Below are 15,825 nucleotides of genomic sequence, written 5' to 3'. Positions count from 1 at the left end.
CGACCACCGTAGAGGCACTCCCACCCGCCTGCCCGGCCGACGCGCGGTGGGCGGCCGGACGCGCGCCGGGTGAGGCAGGATGCTGCGGTGCCACCCACCCCGACGCAGCTGCGCGAGCCCGTGCTCGCCTGGTTCGACGTGCACGCCCGGGACCTGCCGTGGCGCGCGCCCGACCGCACCGCGTGGGGTGTCCTGGTCAGCGAGGTGATGCTGCAGCAGACGCCGGTGGTCCGCGTGGAGCCGGCGTGGCGGTCGTGGATGGCGCGCTGGCCGACGCCCGCGGACCTGGCGGCGGCGTCCACGGCCGACGTGCTGCGGGCGTGGGACCGGCTCGGCTACCCGCGCCGGGCGCTGCGCCTGCAGGAGTGCGCCCGGGCGGTCGTCGAGCGGCACGACGGCGTCGTCCCCTCGTCGGAACCCGAGCTGCTCGCCCTGCCAGGCGTCGGCTCCTACACGGCCGCCGCCGTGCTGGCCTTCGCGTACGGCCGCCGCTCGGTGGTGCTCGACACGAACGTGCGCCGCGTGCTGGCTCGGACGGTCGAGGGCGTCGCCCTGCCCGCGCCGAGCCAGACGGTCGGCGAGGTCCGCGCGGCGGCCCGGTACGTCCCCGACGACGACGCGACCGCGGCCCGCTGGGCGGCCGCCTCCATGGAGCTCGGGGCCCTCGTCTGCACCGCCCGGTCCCCCCGCTGCGACGCCTGCCCCGTGCGCGACGTGTGCACCTGGTACCGCGCCGGCCGGCCCGCCGACGAGCTCGCCGGACGACGCCGGACCCAGGCGTTCACGGGCACGGACCGCCAGGTGCGGGGCCGGGTGATGGCCCTGCTGCGCGAGGCCCTCGGACCCGTGCCGGCCGCGGCGGTCGACGCCGTGTGGCCCGACGCCCGCCAGCTGGCCCGCTGCGTCGACGCCCTGGTCATCGACGGTCTGGTCGCGCGGGACCCCGCGACCAGCGACGACGACGCACCGACGTACCGCCTGCCGGCCTGACGCCGCGCGCCGTGACAGCATGCGCGACATGCTCAGCGCCACCGACGTCGTCAACCAGAAGTTCAAGCCCACCAAGTTCCGGGAGGGCTACGACCAGGACGAGGTGGACGACTTCCTCGACCGCGTGACCCGGACCCTCGGCGCGCTCGAGACGGGGCAGCTCACCGACGATGCCGTCACCGCCGACGAGCTGGCCACCGTGCGCTTCCAGCCCACCAAGTTCCGTGAGGGGTACGACCAGAACCAGGTCGACGACTTCCTGGCGCGGGTGCGCGAGCGGCTGACGCAGGCGCCCCCCGCCGACGTCGTCGTGGACGCGCCGTCGGCCATGGCGACGGTCCGAACCGCTCCCGTGATCAGCACGTCCGCCCTGGTCATGGAGGTCCAGATGGCCCACTCCCGCCGCCCGGCCGGCGCGCCCGACGCCGTCGTCGTGCGCCTCCCGGACGGTCGGACGCACAGCGTCGCGGACGTCCGCAGCACCGCGACCGGCATCGAGCTCGTCCTGGGCTGACCGCGCGAGGTCCGGCGGCTGGTTCGTCGGCGGTAGACGGACGCAGGGTCGGGCGCTCGGTCGCCAGGTAGGTGCTCACCGGCTCAGCGTGCCCGACGCGGCGCCGGGCACCCCGGGTGATTTCAGGCCAGCTCGATGAGCATCCGCGTGTTGCCCAGGGTGTTCGGCTTGACGCTGGCCAGGTCGAGGAACTCGGCGACACCGTCGTCGTGCGAGCGCAGCAGCTCCAGGTACACGTCGGGAGTCACGGGCGTGCCCTCGATGACGTGGAACCCGTGCGACTGGAAGAACGGCACCTCGAACGTCAGGCAGAAGACCCGGCGCAGACCCATCTCCCGCGCGCGCTCGAGCAGCGCATCGAGCAGCGTGTGCCCGACCCCGGTGCCGCGGTGGGCCCGGTCGGCGGCGAGCGTGCGGATCTCGGCGAGGTCCTGCCACATCACGTGCAGGGCACCGCAGCCGATGATCGACCCGTCGTCGGCCTCGGCGACCACGAACTCCTGCACGGCCTCGTAGTAGCCGACCCACTCCTTGGCCAGCAGGATGCGTTCGGCGGCGTAGGGCTCCACGAGTGCACGGATGTCGCGGACGTCGACCGGCAGGGCGGGGCGGACACGGTAGGACATCCCGCCAACCTACTGGCGTGCCGGCCGGGCGCCCGGGACGGCTCGGCTCCCGAGACGCGTCACACCCGCGTGCGCAGCCGCCGGGGCTGGGGCGGGTCGGCCGCCTCCAGGAGCCCCGTGGCGGTGATCTCGTCGACCACCAGGTCCGTCACCACGCCCGCCCGCAGCGCCGCGAGCAGCGGCGCCGCCTTGTTGTCGCCCGCCACCACGCAGACCCTGCGCGGGATCCGCTGCAGCTCCACCGGCGTCGGACCGGTCGCGCGCTCGTTGAGGTGCACGTCCTGCCAGGACCCGTCGGCCCGCAGGAAGACGGTGCACACGTCCCCGACGACCCCTTCGTCGTGCAGGTTCAGCACGTCCGCCTCGTCGAGGTAGCCCGCCGAGTACACGTGCGACGGCACCGCCCCGGCGACCGCCCCGACCGAGAACACCGCGATGTCCGCACGCCGCTGCATGTCGAGCACCCGCCGGACGGACCGCTCGCGCCACATGGCCGCCTTGGTGTCCGGGTAGTCGAAGAACGCGGGCACGGAGAAGTGGTGCACGGCCGCGCCGAACGCGGTGCCGAACGTCGAGATCAGGTCGCTGGCGTACTCGATCCCGCTGGTGCGCATGTTCGCGGCGCCGTTGAGCTGGACCACGGCGGAGCCGCGGGTCGGCTTGGGGGCCAGGTACCGCGAGACCGACGCCAGCGTGGTGCCCCACGCCACGCCGAGCACCATGTCGGAGTCGAACCACGAGGACAGCAGCCGCGCGGCGGTGATCGAGACCTGGTCGAGGCGCTCGATGTGGCTCGCGGAGTCCGGCACCGGCACCACGTACGTGTCGATGCCGAAGGTCGCGGCGATGGTGCGCCCGAGCCCCGGTGCACGGGTGCTCGCCGGGCGCAGCGTGATCTCGACCAGGCCCGACTGCCGGGCGCGCTTGATGAGGCGCGACACCGTGGACCGGGAGGTGCCGAGGTGCCGGGCGATGACCTCCATCTTGATGTCCTGCAGGTAGTACATCGACGCCGCCCGCAACACGTCCTGCTCGCGCTCCATGTACATCTCGCGCCCCCTCTCGCGAACGGTTCGGTGCACATATGTGCAGTCCGGTTGCGCGTTCGTTCGCCTGATGACGACGATAGCGAGCGGGCCCGTACCGGGCGAGCGGACGAGAGCGACGACAGACCAGAACCACCGGGGGTAGACGGATGAGGACTGCGCCGCTGACGGCCCATGCACGACAGGACGCGCTCGACGCCATGCGCGCGAGCGCCGAACGGGGCAACGAGCTCGATGTCCTGGTCATCGGCGGTGGCGTCACCGGCGCCGGGATCGCGCTCGACGCGGTGAGCCGCGGCCTGTCCACCGCGATCGTCGAGGCACAGGACTGGGGCAGCGGCACGTCCAGCCGGTCCAGCAAGCTGGTGCACGGCGGCCTGCGCTACCTGCAGATGCTCGACTTCCACCTGGTGCGTGAGGCGCTCACCGAGCGTGACCTGCTGATCAACCGGCTCGCGCCGCACCTGGTCAAGCCCGTGAGCTTCTTGTACCCGCTGGAGCACCGCGTGTGGGAACGCGCCTACGTCGGTGCGGGCGTCGCGCTCTACGACACCCTCGCGTCCGTGAACGGCTCCAAGCGCGCGCTGCCGATCCACCGCCACCTGACCCGCAAGGGCATGGAGCGGCTGTTCCCCGACCTGCGGCACGACGCCGCCATCGGCGCGGTCAAGTACTGGGACGCGACGGTCGACGACGCCCGGCTCGTCGAGACCCTCGTGCGCACCGCGGTGAGCTACGGCGCGCAGGCGGCGTCGCGCACGCAGGTGCTCGACCTGCAGACGACCAAGGGTGGCGCGGTGACCGGGGCCGAGGTGATGGACCTGGAGTCCGGCGAGCGGATCGACGTCCGCGCCCGGTCCGTCATCAACGCGACGGGCGTCTGGACCGAGCAGACCGAGTCGCTCGCCGGTGCGGAGGGCGGCCTGCGGGTGCTGGCCAGCAAGGGCGTGCACATCGTCGTGCCGCGCAGCCGCATCTCCGGCGACGTGGGGCTGATCCTGCAGACCGAGAAGTCGGTCCTGTTCATCATCCCGTGGTCGCGGTACTGGGTCATCGGCACCACGGACACCCCGTGGGAGCAGGAGCTCACCCACCCGGTCGCGACGAGCGCCGACATCGACTACGTGATCGAGCACGCCAACACGGTGCTGTCCCGGCCGATCACCCGCGAGGACATCATCGGCACCTGGGCCGGCCTGCGCCCGCTGCTGCAGCCCCAGGTCAAGGAGGGCACCAGCTCGGCCAAGGTGTCCCGCGAGCACACCGTCGCCGCACCCGCCCCGGGGTTCACCGTCATCGCGGGCGGCAAGCTCACCACGTACCGCGTGATGGCCAAGGACGCGGTCGACTTCGCGATCGGGAGCCGCGCGACGACCCTGCCGTCCATCACGCACGACCTGCCGCTGGTCGGGGCCGAGGGCCTGGCCGTGTTCCAGCGCCAGGCGCGCGCGATCGCCCAGAAGTTCGGGTGGAGCCGCCCGCGGATGGACCACCTGCTGCACCGGTACGGCTCCCTGCTCGGCGAGCTCATCGACCTGGTCGAGGCGGACCCCGCGCTGGCGAAGCCGCTGGCGCACGCGGACGCGTACATCGGCGCCGAGATCGTCTACGCGGTGAGCCACGAGGGCGCGCTGCACCTCGATGACGTCCTCATGCACCGCACGCGGCTCAACTACGAGCAGGCCGACCGGGGCGTCGGCGCCCTCGAGGAGATCGTCGACCTCATCGCGCCCGTGCTCGGCTGGGACGAGAGCCGGCGCACCCGGGAGATCGAGGCGTACCGCGCGCGGGCGCAGGCCGAGGACGACGCCGCGCTGGAGGTGGACGACGCGGAGGCGGAGAAGGTCCGACTGCGAGCCGCGGACATCGCCCCGATGCTCGGCGACGCACCCGTGGCGGGCGGCACCAAGCCCGGGTCGCCGGACGACAGGGGGGCGTCGGGGCCGGCCGGCACCTGACCGCAGGTTTCCCCGTGGCCATCCGCGGGGCGCACGTGACAACGACGTCCGTCAGAAAGGGTCGACAGTGGACTACACAATAGGAGACGCGTTCCTCTCGGAAGTGATGGGGACCGGCATGCTCATCCTGCTCGGCGCCGGCGTCGTCGCGAACGTCGTGCTTCCGAGGAACAAGGGCTTCGACGGCGGATGGCTCCTCATCAACTTCGGATGGGGCCTCGCGGTCTTCGCGGGTGTGTACACCGCCTACAAGTCCGGGGCGCACCTGAACCCCGCGGTCACGATGGGCATCTGGACGAGCGGCGCGGACGAGTTCGCCCCGGGCATCGACGTCACGGTGCAGAACGGCTTCCTCTACGTCGTCGCCCAGATGGCCGGTGCCGCCCTCGGCGCGGCCTTCGCGTTCCTCGCCTACAAGAAGCACTTCGACGAGGACGCCGACCCCGCCACCAAGCTCGCGGTCTTCTCCACCGGCCCCGCGATCCGCTCGTACGCGTGGAACTTCATCACCGAGGTCATCGCCACGTTCGTGCTGGTGTTCGTCATCCTCGCGTTCGCCCAGACCCCGGCCGAGCTCGGCGCGCTCCCCGTCGCGCTCCTGGTCGTCGGTATCGGCGCCAGCCTCGGCGGCCCCACCGGCTACGCCATCAACCCGGCCCGCGACCTCGGTCCGCGCATCGCCCACGCCCTGCTGCCGATCCGCGGCAAGGGGTCGAGCGACTGGGCGTACTCGTGGGTGCCGTTCCTCGGCCCCCTCGTCGGTGGCGCGATCGGCGGCCTGGTCGCCTCCGTCTACATCGTCTGACACCCGTACCTGCCATCGCCGTCCGGGCGGCCTCGTCAGCGTCGACGAGCGTCGCCCGGACAGTGCCTGACTCCCCGGAGGAACTCCCGCCATGCCCGACACCAAGTACGTCCTCGCCATCGACCAGGGCACCACCAGCACCCGAGCGATCGTCTTCGACCACTCCGGCCAGATCGTCCAGACCGGCCAGACCGAGCACGAGCAGATCTTCCCGCGCGCCGGGTGGGTCGAGCACGACGCAGAGGAGATCTGGAAGAACACCCGCGAGGTCGTCGGCCTCGCCCTGACCCGCGCCAACCTCACCTACCGCGACATCGCGGCGGTCGGCATCACCAACCAGCGCGAGACAGCGGTGGTCTGGGACCGCACCACGGGCAAGCCGATCTACAACGCGATCGTCTGGCAGGACACCCGCACGCAGAAGATCGCCGAGGAGCTCGGCGCCCTCGGCGGCGGCGCCGACCGCTACAAGAGCAAGGTCGGTCTGCCGCTGGCCACCTACTTCTCGGGTCCGAAGGTGAAGTGGATCCTGGACAACGTCGAGGGTGCCCGCGCCAAGGCCGAGGCAGGCGACCTCGCGTTCGGCAACACCGACTCGTGGGTGCTGTGGAACATGACCGGCGGGGTCGACGGCGGCGTGCACGTCACGGACCCGACGAACGCGTCCCGCACGATGCTGATGAACCTCGACACGCTGACGTGGAACGAGGAGATCGCCGCCGACATGGGCATCCCCATGTCGATGCTGCCCGAGATCAGGTCGTCGTCGGAGGTGTACGGCGTGGGCCGGGCCGGCGGCATGGTGCCGGGCGTGCCGATCGCGGGCATCCTGGGTGACCAGCAGGCGGCCACGTTCGGGCAGGCCTGCTTCGAGGTCGGGACGGCCAAGAACACCTACGGCACCGGCAACTTCATGCTGATCAACACCGGCACGGAGGCCATCCCGTCGAAGAACGGCCTGCTGACCACCGTCTGCTACAAGATCGGCGACCAGCCGACCGTGTACGCGCTCGAGGGGTCGATCGCCGTGACCGGGTCGCTGATCCAGTGGCTGCGCGACAACCTCGGGCTCATCAAGACGGCGCCGGAGATCGAGAAGGTGGCGGCGACCGTGGACGACAACGGCGGCGCGTACTTCGTGCCGGCGTTCTCCGGCCTGTTCGCCCCGTACTGGCGTTCCGACGCCCGCGGTGCGCTCGTCGGTCTGACCCGGTTCGTCAACAAGGGGCACATCGCGCGTGCGGCGCTCGAGTCCACGGCGTTCCAGACCCGTGAGGTGCTGGACGCCATGAACGCCGACTCGGGGGTCGACCTGACGGAGCTCAAGGTCGACGGCGGCATGGTCCAGAACGAGCTGCTCATGCAGTTCCAGGCGGACATCCTCGGCGTCACGGTCATCCGGCCCAAGATCGCGGAGACCACCGCGCTCGGCGCGGCCTACGCGGCCGGCATCGCGGTGGGGTTCTGGAACGGCGAGCAGGACGTCATCGACAACTGGGCCGAGGACAAGCGCTGGGAGCCGACGATGGACGCCGACGAGCGCGACCGGCAGTACCGGCTCTGGAAGAAGGCCGTCACCAAGACCTTCGACTGGGTCGACGACGACGTCGTCTGACGCGGGTCTACGACGGGGGCCGGGGTGGCAGTGTCCCCCGGCCTTCGTCGTTCCCCCACGCGGGCTCGTCCGGTCCGCTAGCCTCCGAGCCGTTGATCATCGCCCCGAAGGGAGCCGCGCGTGGTCGTCTCGATCGACCCTGACAAGGTCCTGGCCATGAGTGCTGCGACGCTGCTCGTCGCGCAGGGACTGTCCCGCAGCGCCGCCACCTTGCAGAGCGAGATCGACGCCGTTGACCACCTGGTGGGTCGGCGTCCCGTGTTCACCGGCCGCGTGGACGCCACCGCCGGAGACCTGGCTGAGCTGGCCGGCTGGGCACGCGAGCTGGTCATCACCTACGTCGACGACGAGCGCCCGATCCAGCAGCTGGCGACCAAGGGGTTCTGGTTGCCGGACTTCAGCAAGCTCGGCTGGGACGGCAACAAGACGGCCGGCGAGAACCTCGAGAAGACGGCGCGTTCCGACGAGTTCGGCGCGTTCGTCCTCGGCACGGCCGGCGCCCTCATGGAGCGGTACCGGCGGTTCTCCCTCCACGTGCCGCGCCACGGTTCGCCCCTGCCGTCGCTGAACCTGCCGCGACCGGACGTCGAGTGGCGCGGCAAGCCGTTCGTCACGCTGCCGAACGGGCTCGTCGTGCCGCAGGGGAGCATGGCGGACCCCGAGGTGAAGCGCCTCGCCAAGCTGGCCGACGACTGGCACCAGCCGGGCAAGCCGACGTTCGTCACCAACCCGGGCCTGGGTCGCCCGCCCACCTGGGCGAAGATCGGCGGCAGGACGCTCGGCGCCCTCGGCGCCGGCCTGACCGTGTACGACTCCTACATGTCGCAGTGGGAGCAGGACGAGAAGTACCACCCCGAGTGGAGCACCGGTCAGCGAGTGGCCAGCGCGGGGTACAACGCCGCGACCGAGGGCGGCGGTGCGGTCGCGGGCGGGCTCCTGGGCGCCCAGCTCGGCGCCACCGTGGGCTCCTTCGTCCCGATCCCCTTCGTCGGCACGGTCGGCGGGGCGATCGTCGGCGGCGCGATCGGTGCGTTCGTGGGCAGCAAGGCGGGCAAGGCCGTGGGCCAGGGGCTCAAGGAGGGCGCCGAGGTCGTCGGCGAGAAGATCGGCAGCGCGTGGAAGTCGGTCTTCGGGTGACCGCCGCCGCGGACCTGCCCGCGTCGGTGTCCGGCCCCGGGCTGGCCGTCGTCCTGGCGTGCGCAGCCGTGTTCCTGGCGCTCGGCCTGGCCAACTACGCCGGGTACGGCCGGTCCATCGCGACGGCGTACATCCTCAGCCCCTTCGTCGCCCTCGCGCTGGCGTGGCTGGGCGGCGGGACCCTGCTGGTGGTCGCGGGCCTATGGTTGACCGGCCTCGGCTGGACGGTCTGGGACGCGGTCGGGCTCGCGGTCGCGGTCTCGGGCCTCCTGTCGTGGGCCGTCGGGATCGTCGGTCTGTTCTGGATGCCGACCCGGCTCCGGCCCCGCTGGATGCGGGAGCTGATGGCCCGACGCACGGCGGGCGAGCTCGAGGGAGAGGCGTGGCGATGACGGAGGCGACGACGGGGCGCACCGAGAGCATCGACGGCGTGGTCGTGCCGGTGCCCGACGGGTGGGAGGTGGTCGACCAGCCGGGCCTGAGCCTGACGGTCGCCGGACCGGCCGGCACCGCCGTCGCGGACGGCACGACGTTCCGGCCCTCGCTGAGCGCCATCGTCGTCGACGCCGCCGACGACGCGGACATCCGGCTGCTGGGCACCGAGGCGGTCGCCGCCGCGATGTCCGTCGCCGACGACGTGCACGTCGTGGCCTACGACCTGTGGCCGCTGCCCGACGGGACCACCGGTCGGCGGCTCGAGTTCACCTACCAGGCCGGGCCGGTGCCGCTGTGCGTCCGGCAGTGGGTCGCGCTGCGCGGCGGCGAGGTGGTCACCCTGACGGCGACGTGCGACGTCGCCCACCTGACCCAGGTCGGGCCCGTGCTCGAGCACCTGGCCGGCACGGCCCTGGCCACCCAGGAGACGCGATGACCCTCCCCCGGCTCGACCCGTACCTGCTCTCGATCGGCGAGGAGCTCGAGGACCTCTCCCGCATCGGCGCGCGACAGCCGTACCGCCCGAGCGGACCGTCGCTCCCGCGGGAGGACCTCGAGGTGCTCGCGCGGGCCGCCACGGCGCGGCTGCGCAAGGTCACGGCCACACCGACCCTGACCGAGGCCGGGCTGATGGAGGGCACCGAGCTGACGTCCGACGGGCGCATGGTCGCCGGGCTGCTCACCCAGGCCGAGGCGCGGATGCGGGTCGAGTCGGGACGCGGCCGGGCTCCGCTGACGCTGGACGTCTACCTGGGCGGTGGGCTGGGGCTCGCCGTGGCGACCGCGTCCCCCGCGTCGATCGAGGACACCCCGCACGGCGAGGCCATCCTCGAGGCGGCCGGCTCCGTGGCGCTGGACCTCGTCGACTCCTCGGGCATCCCGGCGCTCGTGGCGTCCTGGGTGGGTCTGGCTCCCGCCTGGAGCCTGGCGACCGCCCCGGAGACGATCCTCGAGGAGACCGTCCTGACCCGGGTCGACGAGCCGGAGACGCCGCCGCCGCCCGGCGCGGACGCGCACCTGCAGTACGTGTGGAGCCAGCCGTGGTTCCTGTGGACCCTGCGGTCGAGCGGCTCGCCGGACGGGCTCGCCGTGGTGCACGCGGGCGCCGCCGGGCACTTCCTGCTGATGAGCGCCGACGAGCCGGGGCACGTCGGCTTCCAGTGCATCCCGGCCGCACAGCTGTGGGCGCACCTGGTCGAGCAGACCGCCGTGGCCGTCCGGGGCTGACCCGGTCGCCGTCCTGACCTGAGCTACGCCGGCGGTACCGCCGCCTCCGCCTCGAGCCGGTCGGCCTCGCGGTCCCGCCGGCGGGCCTCCTCCTCGCAGTCGTCGGCGAACCGGTCGACGTCACGTCCCACCGTCGCCAGGTCGGTGCCGGCCTTGACCAGCTCCTCGGCGTACCGCGTCGCGTGCGGGGACTTCCACAGCCTCTCCGACGGCAGCGGATAGTTCCGCTGGATCGACTGGACATCGTCGTCGAGGGAGAAGCCCTGCTGACGGATGCGTGTCGCGGCGGCGCGCAGCTGGCGCGCCTCCGCCCGGAGAACCTCGGGATCGGCCACGCGCAGCAGGCTAGCCGCGCGGAGGCGTCCCCGTCTCGGCATGGGCACCGTGAGCTGCGTGGGACCCGGAGTGCGTGCCCTCGGGCACCTCGTCCACCGGGGCGGCCGCGGCGTGCGAGCCCGCGCGGTCCAGCGCCGCACCCTCGATGTCGACGTTCGGGATGATGCGGTCGAGCCAACGCGGCAGCCACCACGCCGAGCCGCCCAGCAGCGCCATCACGGCGGGGATGATCGTCATCCGCACGACGAGCGCGTCGAACAGGATGCCGATCGCGAGCGCGAAGGCGATCGGGCCGATCGTCGCGGAGCCGGTGAACACGAAGCTGGAGAACACCGAGATCATGATCAGCGCGGCCGCCAGCACCACGCGCGAGCCGTGGGCGAACCCGAGGCGCACCGACGTCAGCGGGTCGGCGCCGTGCACGTGCTCCTCGCGCATCCGGGACACCAGGAACACCTGGTAGTCCATCGCCAGTCCGAACAGCACGCCGACGGCCAGGATCGGCAGGAAGCTGAGCAGCGGGCCGGAGGAGTCGACGTTGAAGGCGCCGGCCAGCCAGCCCCACTGGAACACGGCCGTCGTCGCACCGAACGCCGCCGCGATCGTCAGCAGGAACCCGAGCACCGCGGTGACCGGGACCAGGAGCGAGCGGAACGCGACCAGCAGCAGGACGAAGGCGAGCCCCACCACGATGAGCAGGAAAACCGGGAACGCGTCGGCCAGCTTCTCGGTGATGTCGATGTTGGCGGCGGAGGAGCCGGTGACCCACAGCTGGGTGCCGGTCGACGCCTCGAGGTCCGGGCGCGCGTCGCGGATGGCGTGCACCAGCTCCGCGGTCTCCTCCGAGTCCGGGGCGCCGGTCGGGATGACGATCACGAGCGCCGCGTCGGCGCCCTCGCTGGCCGTGGCACCGGGGGCCGCGACCGGGGACGCGTAGGCCACGTCGGGGAGCTCGGAGACCGTCGCGACGACGGACTGGACCGCACCGGGCAGCGCGCTCGGGTCCTCGGCCGCGTCCACGAGCACGACGAGCGGGCCGTTGAAGCCCGGGCCGAAGCCCTCGGCGAGCAGCTCGAACGCGCGGCGGTCGCCCGACCCCTCGGGCTCGCGGCCGGCGTCGGGCAGGCCGAGCCGCATGCTGAGCGCCGGGACCGCGATCGTGAGCAGCACCGCCGCGCTGACCAGGAGCGTGACGATCGGGTGGGTGGTGACGAGCACGCCCCACCGGTTGCGGCCCTCGCGGGAGCGCTCGGCCTGCCGCTGCGCCCGGCCCCGCGGACGCAGCCGCTCGCCGGCGAAGCCCATGATCGCGGGCAGGAGCGTGATGGCCACGAGGACCGCGATGACGACGGTGGCCGCGGCGGCCAGACCCATGGTCGCCAGGAACGGGATGTCGGTGACGACGAGCGCGACCAGCGCGATGACGACGGTGATGCCGGCGAACACGACGGCGCTGCCCGCGGTGCCCACGGCACGACCGGCGGACACCATCGGGTCCATCCCGTCGGCCAGCTGCTGGCGGTGCCGGGAGAGCAGGAACAGGGCGTAGTCGATGCCCACCGCGAGTCCGAGCATCAGCGCGAGCGTCAGGGTGGCCGACGACACGTCGCTGACCACGGCCAGGACGCCGGCGACGCCGATGCCCACGCCGAGCAGGGCGGTGAGGATGGGCATGCCGGCCGCGAGCAGCGACCCGAAGGTCACCACCAGGACGACGAGCGCGACGACGAGGCCGAGCGCCTCGGTGGGACCGACCAGCTTGAGGGGCGCGGTGAACGGGCCGCCGGACAGGGCGACCTCGTAGCCCTCCGCCTCGAGCGCGTCGGCGACGTCCTCGAACACGTCCGTGGTCGCCGTCGGCACGTCCTGCGGGCCGACGGCGAACTGCACGTCGACGTACATGACGCTGCCGTCCGGGGCCACGGCCTGGCTGGTGACGGGGTCGGACACGCCGACCACGTCCTGCGCGGCGGAGATCGGCGCGAGCGCGGTCAGCACGTCCGGGATCCCGGTGCCCTCGAGGAACGACTCCCCCTCCGGCGCGGCCACCACGACGCGCGCGCTGGACGGCTCGTCCTCCTGCACGGCCTGCGCGCTGCTGCTGGACCCGACCCCGGCGGCCTGGTCGCCGAGGCGCTCGGCGACGAGCGCCTGCGCACGGTCCGACTCGGTCCCGGGGATCGTGAACGAGTTCGACAGGCTCAGCCCCGAGGCGAGCGCACCGGCGCCGGCCGCGGCGAGCACCACGAGCCACGCGACGAGCACGATCCAACGGTGGCGGTAGCTTCCCCGGCCCAGACGGTCCAGCACGCGTGCCATGTTCACTCCTCGGTTGACGCTGCATTCTACCCGACACGTGTTGGTTAGACGCCGGTGGCATCATGGACCCGTGACGAGCCAGGACGACGGCGCCCGGGTGGACCCCCGCGTGCTGCGCACCCGCCGGCTCCTCCAGGATGCACTGCTGGCGCTGGCCCGGGAACGGAGCCTCGACGAGATCTCCGTCGCAGACGTCGCCGACCGCGCGACCGTGAACCGCAGCACCTTCTACCAGCACTACACCGACACCGACACGCTGCTGTCCGACGCGCTCGACGCGCAGGCCGCGCTGGTGGGTGCGGACCTCAGCACCATCCACCCGAGCCTGGTCAGCGGCGAGACCCCCGAGGTGCTCGTCCGGTACGCCACCCACGTCGCCGACAACCTCGCGCTGTACCGCAGCGTCCTGGGCGAGCACGGCTCCCCCGTCGCCGTGAGCCGGCTGCGCCGCCGCATCGGTGCGCTGGCCCTCGAGGGCCTCGAGCGGCACGGCGCCCCTCCTGCGCTCGCGGCCATCCCCCGCCCGATCGCGGCGGCCGCGATCGCGGGATCGGTGATCGGCGTGTTCGTCGCCTGGCTGGAGCGGGACCCGCTGCCCCCGCCGCAGGAGGTCGCCGACTGGGCGTGGTCGGCGGTCGCCGGCTGGCCGACCCAGGGCTGACCACCCCGGCACGGGGTGGTGGGTGTGGCCGGGTAGCGTCCTGCCCCATGCGCCTGGCCACCTGGAACATCAACTCGATCCGCGCGCGAGCGGACCGCGCCCTCGCCTTCCTCGAGCGGACGGGCGTCGACGTCCTCGCTCTGCAGGAGACCAAGTGCAAGGACGAGCAGTTCCCGCGGGAGGGCTTCGAGGCGCTCGGGTACCAGGTCGCGACGGCCGGTCACAGCCAGTGGAACGGCGTCGCGATCATCTCCAAGGTCGGCCTCGAGGACGTCGAGATCGGCTTCCCGGGCATGCCGACCTGGGGCGACCCCGCGGCGGCCGAGGCACGGGCGATCGGAGCCACGTGCGGCGGCGTGCGGGTGTGGAGCCTGTACGTGCCGAACGGTCGCGAGCTGGCGGACCCGCACTACGCGTACAAGCTGGAGTGGCTCGCGCGCCTGCGGGACGCCGCGCAGGGCTGGCTCGCGGCGGACGCGCAGGCGCAGGTCGCGCTCGTCGGCGACTGGAACATCGCGCCGCTGGACACCGACGTCTGGGACATCGCCCGGTTCGCCGGGAGCACGCACGTGAGCCCCGCGGAGCGCGAGGCGTTCACCGCGATCGCCGAGGCCGGGTACACCGAGGTGTCCCGCGTCCACCTGCCGGCCGAGCACACCTACACCTACTGGGACTACCAGCAGCTGCGGTTCCCCCGGAACGAGGGCATGCGGATCGACCTGACCTACGTGACGCCCGCGCTCGCCGCACGCGTCACCGGCGCCACCATCGAGCGCAACGAGCGCAAGGGCAAGGCACCGTCCGACCACGTGCCGGTCGTGCTCGAGATCGCGGACTGAGGCGGCTCGCGCGCGGGTGATCTCCGCGGGCTGGCCGGACCTCGTGGTCGCGCTGTGGGCTAGCGTTCGCGCATGAGCAACGAGACCGGGGGGCCGGCAGTCCCGGACCCCTACGCACCCCCCGAGTCGACCTCGACCGATCCCTCGCCGGCCCCGAGCGGCTACGAGGCCGTGCCGCCCAGCGGCTACGAGGCCGTGCGCACCCCGGTCGGGGAGACGGCCCCCACCGCCCCGTACGGCGGGCCGACCTCGGCGGCGTCGCCGTACACGGTCCCGGCGCCGACCCCCGACGGAGAGCCCGGCGGGGCACCCGCCGCGCCCGGCGCCCCCCAGCCGGGGGCACCGCAGTACGGAGCGCCGCAGTACGGAGCGCCGCAGTACACGGGGCCCACGTACGGGGCACCGCAGGGAGCACCCCAGTACGGCGCACCGCAGTACGGAGCACCTCCGCAGGGGGCATCTCAGGGCGCACCGCCGTACGGGTCGCCCCAGTACGGCGCACCTCAGTACGGGGCACCCGGGTACGGCCAGACGCCGTACGGTGCCCAGCCCTACGGCTACGGCCAGCCCTACGCGACACCGCCCACCGAGGGCATGGCGATCGCGTCGTTCGTCACGAGCGCCGCGGGCCTGTTCTTCCTCGGCGGGCTGCCCGGTCCCGTCGGCATCGGGCTCGGCATCGCGGCGCTGCGTCGGATCAAGACCTCGGGCAAGGCGGGCCGCGGGTGGGCCATCGCCGGTATTGCCGTCGGCGCCGTCGGCGTCCTGGCGATGCTCGCGATCCTCGCGTACATCGTGTTCTTCGTCCTGCTCATCGCGGGCACGAGCGGCTCGCAGGACGACTTCTGGGACGACCCCGCCAGCGGGATCGAGGAGGGAACCGAGAGCACGGCCGCGCCCGACGCCGGCTCCGCGCTGCCCGACTACACGCTGCGCACCGACCTGGCCGTCGGCACGTGCCTGACCACCTACCCGCTGCAGTACGACATGGCGGACACCGACCCCGTCGACTGCGCCGCGCCGCACGACGCGGAGGTCGTGGGGACGGTCACGATGTCGGGGCCGGTCAGCCTAGACCTCGAGGTGACGGACCCGGCCTACGACGCCGCCTGGACGGAGTGCGACCAGCTGACCGAGGGCCTGCTGCCGTTCTACTTCTCGGACGGCACCATGGACGTCTACTACCCGCACCCCGACGACTTCTCCGCCGGCCGCGTGACCGCCTACTGCGTCTTCTACGGGGACGAGCCCGGCATGACCGGCTCGGCCGTGACGCAGACCCTCCAGCTCGCCGGGACCCAGTCCTGAGCGACCCGG

At 72.8% G+C, this 15,825-nt stretch carries 16 protein-coding genes; 12 read left to right on the top strand and 4 right to left on the bottom strand.

Features of this window, described 5'->3' with window-relative positions:
• Positions 1-87 precede the first annotated feature (87 nt).
• A complete protein-coding gene (locus tag KG102_RS01360) occupies positions 88-990 on the top strand; it encodes an HhH-GPD family protein (RefSeq protein WP_249667419.1) in 903 nt (300 codons plus the stop codon).
• Positions 991-1,018: 28 nt separating this feature from the next.
• Entirely contained in the window at positions 1,019-1,504 is a 486-nt protein-coding gene (locus KG102_RS01355) for a DivIVA domain-containing protein (protein ID WP_208289620.1), read from the top strand.
• A gap of 122 nt (positions 1,505-1,626) precedes the next feature.
• Here KG102_RS01355 and KG102_RS01350 read toward each other — a convergent pair whose 3' ends face one another.
• On the bottom strand, positions 1,627-2,130 hold the full coding sequence (locus KG102_RS01350; protein WP_208289621.1) for an amino-acid N-acetyltransferase: 504 nt from the start codon (positions 2,128-2,130) through the stop codon (positions 1,627-1,629).
• A gap of 59 nt (positions 2,131-2,189) precedes the next feature.
• A complete protein-coding gene (locus tag KG102_RS01345; RefSeq protein ID WP_208210234.1) occupies positions 2,190-3,179 on the bottom strand; it encodes a sugar-binding transcriptional regulator in 990 nt (329 codons plus the stop codon).
• A gap of 146 nt (positions 3,180-3,325) precedes the next feature.
• On the opposite strand from KG102_RS01345, the gene KG102_RS01340 reads away from it, so the two are divergent.
• The 7 genes from KG102_RS01340 to KG102_RS01310 all read left to right on the top strand — a co-directional run bounded on the left by KG102_RS01340 (position 3,326) and on the right by KG102_RS01310 (position 10,353).
• Positions 3,326-5,134 (top strand): glycerol-3-phosphate dehydrogenase/oxidase, encoded by a 1,809-nt coding sequence (locus tag KG102_RS01340; protein ID WP_208289622.1) that lies wholly within the window; start codon positions 3,326-3,328, stop codon positions 5,132-5,134.
• 118 nt (positions 5,135-5,252) lie between these two features.
• Positions 5,253-5,939: an MIP/aquaporin family protein gene (locus KG102_RS01335; RefSeq protein ID WP_243884634.1), complete on the top strand. Its 687-nt coding sequence runs from the start codon at positions 5,253-5,255 to the stop codon at positions 5,937-5,939.
• Between the two features lie 91 nt (positions 5,940-6,030).
• Complete coding sequence (glpK, locus tag KG102_RS01330) at positions 6,031-7,554, top strand: glycerol kinase GlpK (protein ID WP_208289623.1); 1,524 nt, start codon at positions 6,031-6,033, stop codon at positions 7,552-7,554.
• Between the two features lie 156 nt (positions 7,555-7,710).
• The gene (locus tag KG102_RS01325; protein ID WP_208289624.1) at positions 7,711-8,691 is read left to right on the top strand and encodes a hypothetical protein; all 981 of its coding nucleotides are present in this window, start codon (positions 7,711-7,713) and stop codon (positions 8,689-8,691) included.
• On the top strand, positions 8,688-9,083 hold the full coding sequence (locus KG102_RS01320) for a hypothetical protein (protein ID WP_208210239.1): 396 nt from the start codon (positions 8,688-8,690) through the stop codon (positions 9,081-9,083). The genes KG102_RS01325 and KG102_RS01320 overlap by 4 nt, the downstream gene beginning before the upstream one ends.
• Entirely contained in the window at positions 9,074-9,562 is a 489-nt protein-coding gene (locus tag KG102_RS01315; RefSeq protein ID WP_208210240.1) for a hypothetical protein, read from the top strand. Before KG102_RS01320 ends, KG102_RS01315 begins: the two co-directional genes overlap by 10 nt.
• Positions 9,559-10,353: a hypothetical protein gene (locus tag KG102_RS01310; protein WP_208289626.1), complete on the top strand. Its 795-nt coding sequence runs from the start codon at positions 9,559-9,561 to the stop codon at positions 10,351-10,353. The genes KG102_RS01315 and KG102_RS01310 overlap by 4 nt, the downstream gene beginning before the upstream one ends.
• Before the next feature lie 23 nt (positions 10,354-10,376).
• On the opposite strand, the gene KG102_RS01305 is transcribed toward KG102_RS01310, so the two are convergent.
• Positions 10,377-10,688 carry a hypothetical protein gene (locus KG102_RS01305; RefSeq protein WP_208210242.1) on the bottom strand — a complete coding sequence of 104 codons (312 nt, stop codon included), beginning with the start codon at positions 10,686-10,688 and terminating at the stop codon, positions 10,377-10,379.
• Positions 10,689-10,698: 10 nt separating this feature from the next.
• Positions 10,699-13,008, bottom strand: coding sequence for an MMPL family transporter (locus KG102_RS01300; protein WP_208210243.1), 2,310 nt, complete (start codon positions 13,006-13,008; stop codon positions 10,699-10,701).
• A gap of 70 nt (positions 13,009-13,078) precedes the next feature.
• On the opposite strand from KG102_RS01300, the gene KG102_RS01295 reads away from it, so the two are divergent.
• The 3 genes from KG102_RS01295 (at position 13,079) to KG102_RS01285 (ending at position 15,816) form a co-directional block, all read left to right on the top strand.
• The gene (locus tag KG102_RS01295) at positions 13,079-13,669 is read left to right on the top strand and encodes a TetR/AcrR family transcriptional regulator (RefSeq protein WP_208210244.1); all 591 of its coding nucleotides are present in this window, start codon (positions 13,079-13,081) and stop codon (positions 13,667-13,669) included.
• Between the two features lie 47 nt (positions 13,670-13,716).
• On the top strand, positions 13,717-14,508 hold the full coding sequence (locus KG102_RS01290) for an exodeoxyribonuclease III (RefSeq protein WP_208289627.1): 792 nt from the start codon (positions 13,717-13,719) through the stop codon (positions 14,506-14,508).
• 72 nt (positions 14,509-14,580) lie between these two features.
• Positions 14,581-15,816: a DUF4190 domain-containing protein gene (locus KG102_RS01285; RefSeq protein ID WP_208289628.1), complete on the top strand. Its 1,236-nt coding sequence runs from the start codon at positions 14,581-14,583 to the stop codon at positions 15,814-15,816.
• Positions 15,817-15,825 lie beyond the last annotated feature (9 nt).

Source organism: Cellulomonas fengjieae (assembly GCF_018388465.1).
Classification (GTDB): Bacteria; Actinomycetota; Actinomycetes; order Actinomycetales; family Cellulomonadaceae; genus Cellulomonas; species Cellulomonas fengjieae.
This window is presented reverse-complemented; position numbering and strand designations above follow the sequence as displayed.

Excerpts from the sequence above, each read along its gene's own strand:
- KG102_RS01290 (WP_208289627.1), top strand. The coding sequence starts at position 13,717 with ATGCGCCTGGCCACCTGGAACATCAACTCGATCCGCGCGCGAGCGGAC.
- glpK (WP_208289623.1), top strand. The coding sequence starts at position 6,031 with ATGCCCGACACCAAGTACGTCCTCGCCATCGACCAGGGCACCACCAGC.
- KG102_RS01340 (WP_208289622.1), top strand. The coding sequence starts at position 3,326 with ATGAGGACTGCGCCGCTGACGGCCCATGCACGACAGGACGCGCTCGAC.
- KG102_RS01300 (WP_208210243.1), bottom strand. The coding sequence starts at position 13,008 with ATGGCACGCGTGCTGGACCGTCTGGGCCGGGGAAGCTACCGCCACCGT.
- KG102_RS01355 (WP_208289620.1), top strand. The coding sequence starts at position 1,019 with ATGCTCAGCGCCACCGACGTCGTCAACCAGAAGTTCAAGCCCACCAAG.
- KG102_RS01345 (WP_208210234.1), bottom strand. The coding sequence starts at position 3,179 with ATGTACATGGAGCGCGAGCAGGACGTGTTGCGGGCGGCGTCGATGTAC.
- KG102_RS01350 (WP_208289621.1), bottom strand. The coding sequence starts at position 2,130 with ATGTCCTACCGTGTCCGCCCCGCCCTGCCGGTCGACGTCCGCGACATC.
- KG102_RS01285 (WP_208289628.1), top strand. The coding sequence starts at position 14,581 with ATGAGCAACGAGACCGGGGGGCCGGCAGTCCCGGACCCCTACGCACCC.
- KG102_RS01310 (WP_208289626.1), top strand. The coding sequence starts at position 9,559 with ATGACCCTCCCCCGGCTCGACCCGTACCTGCTCTCGATCGGCGAGGAG.
- KG102_RS01325 (WP_208289624.1), top strand. The coding sequence starts at position 7,711 with ATGAGTGCTGCGACGCTGCTCGTCGCGCAGGGACTGTCCCGCAGCGCC.
- KG102_RS01335 (WP_243884634.1), top strand. The coding sequence starts at position 5,253 with ATGCTCATCCTGCTCGGCGCCGGCGTCGTCGCGAACGTCGTGCTTCCG.